Origin of the sequence: Psittacicella hinzii, assembly GCF_003585885.1 — a bacterium.
Lineage (GTDB): Bacteria > Pseudomonadota > Gammaproteobacteria > Enterobacterales > Psittacicellaceae > Psittacicella.
Window position 1 is genome coordinate 1 of sequence record NZ_NRHC01000067.1, and the last position, 6,570, is coordinate 6,570.

The following is a 6,570-nucleotide window of genomic DNA, read 5'->3' on the forward strand; positions in this document are numbered from 1 at the left end:
TTCGGGAATCCCTAAATAAACAACCTAAAATTAGTAATCGATTAGCTTAAAATTCAGTAATTCATTAATTCAGTAATTCAGCAAGAGCAAACAAAAAAACTCCCCAAGCAGTTAGAGGCAAACATTTCTCTGCTTGGGGAGTTAACTTTACTTGTTGCTATTAGTTGACTTTACTAACATCATGAATTTCACTAAAGCCTCTTAGTCGGTAGACTTTGAGGCTATAGCAAATAAGGACTATAGTTAGTATAGCGGGGTTTCTAAATAGAACTCTATTTAGAACTTGTTATAAAGGTAGAGGTATCTACCTTTATGAATCTGGTTGTAGATCAGGTTGTAGATCTAGCTAGAGATCTAGTCATAGATCAGATTATGGATCTAGTTATAGATTGCAAAATCTGGTGTTCCTGATCTATCCTGAACTTGAAAGAGGTGGATTGTAAAAATTATTGACAATCCGAACTAGCTCCAGCTAAGTCGCTAGCACTTAAATTGTATTTAGAAGCAATCTCACCTAGACTTAGAGTACTAATATCTCCAGCACTTACTCCTAGACCTCCTAAATGTTGACTACCAGAAGCACCTACCTTACAACTATTAAGTTTTTGGAAGCTTTCTGCTTTTAAAATCACAGGAGGAGCTTCTTGAGGACCAGAGTTTTGTGGTAAAGGTTGTTGCTCTTGAGCAATGAAGATAAGTCTCTTAAGCTCGTGATCACCTTTGTCATTTACTTCTTGACTAATTGCTGTTTGTGCACGAATAGATAGAGGAATCGTGCTCGTTGGTTCTCTAGGTTCTGACTTAGTTGCAGGAACTAGTGGTACTAGAGGAGTATTAGCATTGTCAGCTGAAGCTGGTGGCGCAGGTGGTGTAGGTTGAACCGGAGAAGTGTCACCCTCTTGAGGCTGTTCAGGCTGTGGTTGCTCAACTGGAGGATTTTCAACATCAGGTTGTGGATCCTGTGGTTTTGCCTCTGGTAGTGCAACTTCAGGTTCTTCTTTAGGTAGATCCGTAGGTTTTGCTGGTTCTACAGGGGTAACAGGCTCTGCTGGAACTTCAGGAGCTTTTGGAAGCTCTGGAGTTTCTGCTGTTTCTGTACTTTCTTTTACTTTCTCTTCATCAGAGTCTTGTACTTCAACATCTACGTCAGTACTTGTACCAGTTCCTTCAGATGGATTTTGTTCTTCCAATGGTTTGTCTTCTATAGGTTGAGCAACTTCGTCTCTGTTTACATCTTCTGTAGGTGTATTAGGTTTAGGTTCTTCCTCAGTAGATGCTTTAGGATTATCTTCAGGAGTTGGTGATGGTACAGGCGCCTCTGCAGTTTTTTCTTCATCTTCAGATGGAGATTGATCACCTGTTGAAACGTCAGTATCTGTTTCAGCAACTTCAGGTTCTTTTGCCTCAGGTTCCACTGGAGCAGGAGTTTGTGGAGCAGGATCTACAGGTTCCGGAGTTGTTGAAGGTTCTGTAACTTTTTCTTCTTCAGCTTCTTCTGATTTCTCCTCTGCTGGTTTTGCAGGTTCTTGAGAATCGGCTTTAGGTTCTTCCTGTGGAGATCCTTGTGGAGCTTCTTCATCAGAATGATCTTTTTGTTGATCTTTTTGTTGATCTTCTTGTTGAGTTTCCTCTTGTTGCTCTTCAGTTACAGGATTAGAAGTAGTTGTTTCAGGATCTTGTTGTCCTTTACTTTCTTCTACTTGATCTTTTTCTTCCTCTTTCTCAACTTCTTCAGTTGCTAATGGAGGAGTTGTAGGTTGACTATCAGTTACAGATTCGGAAGCGTCAGAAGTGTCAGTTGCGTCAGAACCACCTGTTTCGCCTTTTTCTTTGCTTTCTTCTGAACTTTCTTCAGTACCTTTAGGCTCTACTGAATCTTGAGATTCTTCAGATTTCTTATCTTCTACTTCTGCAGCAGGAGCTTGATTCTCTGTTGTAGCTGGAGTTTCTGCTTCAGTTTGCCCCTCTTGCTCACCTTGTTCAGTTACTTCTTCTTTTGGAGTATCTGCTTTTGGAGATTCTACATTAGTTTCTTCAGTATTAGTTGTAGTAGACTTATCACCTGTTGATTCTGTTTCTCCTGTTTCTGCTGTTGCACCTGTGTCTTCAGTTTCAGTAGCTGGAGAAGTTTGAGTTTCTGTTTGAGGTTCTGCTTGAGGTTCTGCTTGAGGTTCTGCTTGAGGTTCTGATCCTTCAGTTTTAACTTCAGTTTCTTCTGATTGAGTAGAAGATTGGTCTGGTTGAGAAGCTGAACTTTCTGGTTGAGCAGTTGAAACTTGATCTTGAGATTCAGTGTCTTGTGCTGAACCAGTTTCAGATCCTGCAGCAGGATTTTCTTGCGCAGAGTTGCTATCAGATTCTACAGTTGAGGTTTCTGTAGTAGGAGATTCTGCAGCTCCAGTTGAAGTTTCTTCCGATCCAGTTGTTGGAGAATTGGTTTCAGAAGTAGTTCCTGAAGTTGAGTCAGTAGTAGTTCCTGAATTAGCGTCTGAAGATTCTTGTGCGGCTACTTCAGGTGTTGTATCTGACTCTTTAGTGTTTTGGATGGTTGTACCATCTGTAGTTTGAGCTTTCTCTGCACCTGAACCTGTGTTGTTCTTGAACTCTGTGTCATTACTGTCAAGTTGAACTTTTTTACTAACATCTAGGTCAGTAGAGTCAATTGTGATTTTTGCGTTAGTATCAGTAGAGGCTGTTAAGGTATCAGCTTTTACTTTGGCATTGGTTAGAGTAACGGTGCTAGAGGTTGATTTTAAAGTAGCGTCAGAGGTTACGCTGATATCAACGTGATCTAGGGCTACTTCATTGGTTGCTTCTACTTTAAGAGAACGACCAGAAAGTTTAGCTTGTTTATCAGCAGTAGTGTTAGTAGATACTTTGCCTGCTTTGAGGTTAAGTACAGCCGCTTGACCATTCTGTCCTGATGCAGCTTCAACTTTTCCTAAGGTAATGTCTTTACCTGCACTGATATTTAAGTAAGTAGCTCGCGATCTAATTTTAGCTGCGTTACCATTTTCATCTGCGTCAGCTGTGAAACTACCACTAGTAGAGTTTAGACGGATATTATTAGCTTCAACACTACCACCTTTAATGCTTACATTCTCTTCGACATTAAGTTGTAAACCTGTGTTACTCGAAATTGTTGAGTTAGTTACAAATAAACCTTGAAGGGTACCTCCAAAAGTTTCAATACCTTGTCCAGAAATGTTTGAGTTGTTAATTGTAAAGTTACCAGCTTTACCATTATCACCTTTCTTAGCTTGGAACTGGAGTTTGCTCGTAGTGTTTAGCGTAACGTTATCTAAGAAAGCATCTCCGTTACCATTGAGGACAATGGTACTTTGGTTTGCTTTCTCTGTTTCTCTTTGGTTAGAGAACTTAGAGTCTTTTAAAGTAACCTTACCACCTTTAATGTAGTAGTTTACAAGAGCGTCGAATACACTACCCTCAACTTTTACTTCACCACCTTTACCTATAGCGTGGGTCATTACTTCTTGCCAGTTATTGGTAAGGGTAGAGTTAAGTACGTGTAGAGTTTTACCGTCACCTGAAGTAGTAATACGTACTTGTCCAAAGTCAGACTTAGCTGTGATGTTCTCAAGAATTAGATCATCTTTACTATTGAAACGAATTGAAGTTACGTTAGTGATACCTGCAGGAGTATAGGTACCAGTGTTCATAGTTACATTTTTTAAATGTAAGGTACCGTTGGTAGTTACATCAACAGCATACGCGTCTAGGATATTTTTATCCCCGCTGGTTAATACTTGATTACCAGCAGTTAGATTTAAATGGAAAGTTGCATTAAGAGTACTGTTGTTAACAGTAACATTGTTACTCGCTGTAGCAATTACCGAACGAGTTTTAACCGTTGAGTCTTCAAAACTAACATTTTGCGCAGTTAAGTTTAACCAACCGTTTGCTTTACCCTCAACACCGTAGTCTTCCTGTTTGTATTGTTCAGTATCAATACTAGCTCCAGTTACACTTAGGTTATTGGTTGCTTCAAGCGTAACGTTGTTGCTCTTTAAAAGCTCTTCTACTTTTTTATCTAGTAAGTAAGAATCGGTTTTTGTGCTATCTGCACTTGCAGTTTTGTAAGTAACTTGGTTGCTGTTTGGGCTTAGATCAGAAACTTTTTCGTCAGTCTCTGCAGTTTTGGCATCGTAAGTAGTTGAGTTAACAATGTGGAGGTTTTCAGGGTCAAGTAACCATTCACCTTTACCTGCGCTACCTCTGGTGTCAACGTCAAAGCTATTTGCTAGATCTAACGTTTTCCCTGAAGTTTCAACAAAACCACCTTTACCATTAGCAGCTGTAGCAATAAAAGTACCTTTAACTTGGTTTAAGTCACCCCAAACAATTGCTTGTCCAGCATCACCGTTTGCCGCAGAAACATCAACAACTGCTTGCTCTGCTACTAAAGTAGTTGAAGCTAATTTAACGGTACCTTTACCTTTTAAATCACCACCAACATTTACTTGAGTAGCAGTTACTTGGGCTTGGTTAGTTAACACTACATGATCACCAAGAACGCTAACTTTGTTAGCACGAGCTTGTCCTTGTTGACTATAACTAGTTGAATCTTGGTTACCAGCAATCACACCTGCCTGTACAGCTAGACCTGCTTTATCTGCAGTTGGGGTAACAAAGTTATGCGCATCAGCAGTAGTTTGTCCTTGTTCAGCTACGCTTCCAGCGTAAAGCAGAACTTCGCCATTTGCATTAATGCTTGCTTTAGTTTGGCTTGCTGGAGTTAGGAGATCTGCAAAACTTGTACCATGTGCTACTTGGTGACCTAAGAGAGCGACATTTTTAGCAAAGATAGCACCAAGGTTAACCGCTTGGTTATCAGCAGTTACTTTATAAGAGATTAGAGGGTTAGACAAGTCTTGAATGGTAATTGCTTGTCCTGCTAAAAGATAAACTGTACCATTTTTAGCTTCAAGTACACCAGTATTTACTACTTGACCACCAACCAGAGCAAGAGTTCCGTCTTCTTGAACCTTGATCATACCTTGGTTGATAATGCTCGCTAGAGCTTTATCTTTTTCTTGGTTAAAAACATACTGACCATTTAAAAAGTCTTCATTGGTTAGATCAAGGGTAGAAGCAACTAATGAACCCACTTCTACCTTTGCATTTTCACCAAAAACCACCCCAGCTGGGTTAACAAGAAAAACTTTACCGTTTGATTGTAAAGTTCCAAGGATTTTAGAAACTTCACCACCTAAGATACGGTTAAGAACCGCAGAGTTGGCACTTTCTTGTAAAAACTGTACGATCTCGTGAGAGTTAATATTGAACTTTTGCCACTCAATAATTGTGTTAGGAGTAGTTTGATAACTAGTTACAGCGTCTGTAACTAGAGTTTGTACTTGCCCATGCACTACATTCATGCCAGTACGAGTTGTAGCAAAACTTGGAGAGATTAAGTTTGCCCCTAGGAAAGCAAGAGTTAAACCACTTAAAGCTTTTTTAACCAAACTAAAGTTGAGGAGGGATTTGTGAGTTGAGGTTTTACCTTGTGCACTTGCACTAGTAGATATTTCTGCCACTGCATCTAAAGAACGAGTACGACGGTTAAACTTCAATTTGTAACAATGATTCATTTAAAGGTCCTATTTAGTTTTTAGAAGTAAAAATTAAATATTAAAATTCGATTGCCAAAGGTTACCAAGGAGGTCAATTGCAATATGGTTGCCAAGAATTGCAATCTTTGCCATAGATTGCAATAGTTATCAAGAATTCAGTAGCTATCAAGAATTGCAATAGCTACCAAGAATTCAGTAGCTAACAAGAATTGCAATAGCTACAAAATAGCAAATGACCGCTAGTTGCTAATTATTGTTATCCCCATGCCAAGGGTTTTATCAAAAACAGCTGATACCTGATGTTAGATATCTGGAATTGGATCGCTAATAAGAAAAATACAGATAGCTGATAAGAAAAAATACAATAATTAGCAATGGTAAAAGAGGTTGAAATGACTGTAAAAGTATTAGTTCTAAGTTATTGGAACTATAAAGATTTATCTGAATATGCTGGGTACTTTTAGAAAGATATAGCTTTATTTTGTATAAGTACAGCAAAGCTAAAGTAAGATAGATTTGCGTATTTGCGCTTGGCTGAATAACTCTCCGAAGAAAAGATAGTTATAAATTTTTACTTATTTTCTTACTTAAGTTGTAAAAGTAAGCTAAATCTAAAATTAAGTTTGCGAACCATCAGCATATGGTTGAGGGTAAAAGGGGCTTGATATGCAATTAAAGGGCTTAAGATAATTAAAGAAATTGTCACAACCTCGTTATAAAACTTATGTCATTTTGCTAGAAAATGCTTAATTATCTATAAGAACAGTTTGCTGTATTACTAACTTATATGATAGCATTTTTTTCTGGCATATTGCGATAAATCTTCCAAAAAGTAAAGATAAATCAAGGTTTAAAGGAATTTAGTTAGTTATTTCTCTAAAGGGTGGGTTTTTGCTAGATATCTTCTGGATTTTTAGCTACTTTGTGGTAGAGCCTAGAAACGATGAAGTATAGTTGAAGCAGAGTTGAAGCAGAG

Annotated in this window: 1 protein-coding gene; it reads right to left on the reverse strand. The window is 38.5% G+C overall.

Annotation, left to right across the window (positions count from 1 at the left end):
• Positions 1–446: 446 nt before the first annotated feature.
• Positions 447–5,612 carry a filamentous hemagglutinin N-terminal domain-containing protein gene (locus tag CKF54_RS05395; RefSeq protein WP_119525342.1) on the reverse strand — a complete coding sequence of 1,722 codons (5,166 nt, stop codon included), beginning with the start codon at positions 5,610–5,612 and terminating at the stop codon, positions 447–449.
• Positions 5,613–6,570 lie beyond the last annotated feature (958 nt).

Excerpts from the sequence above, each read along its gene's own strand:
- CKF54_RS05395 (WP_119525342.1), bottom strand. The coding sequence starts at position 5,612 with ATGAATCATTGTTACAAATTGAAGTTTAACCGTCGTACTCGTTCTTTA.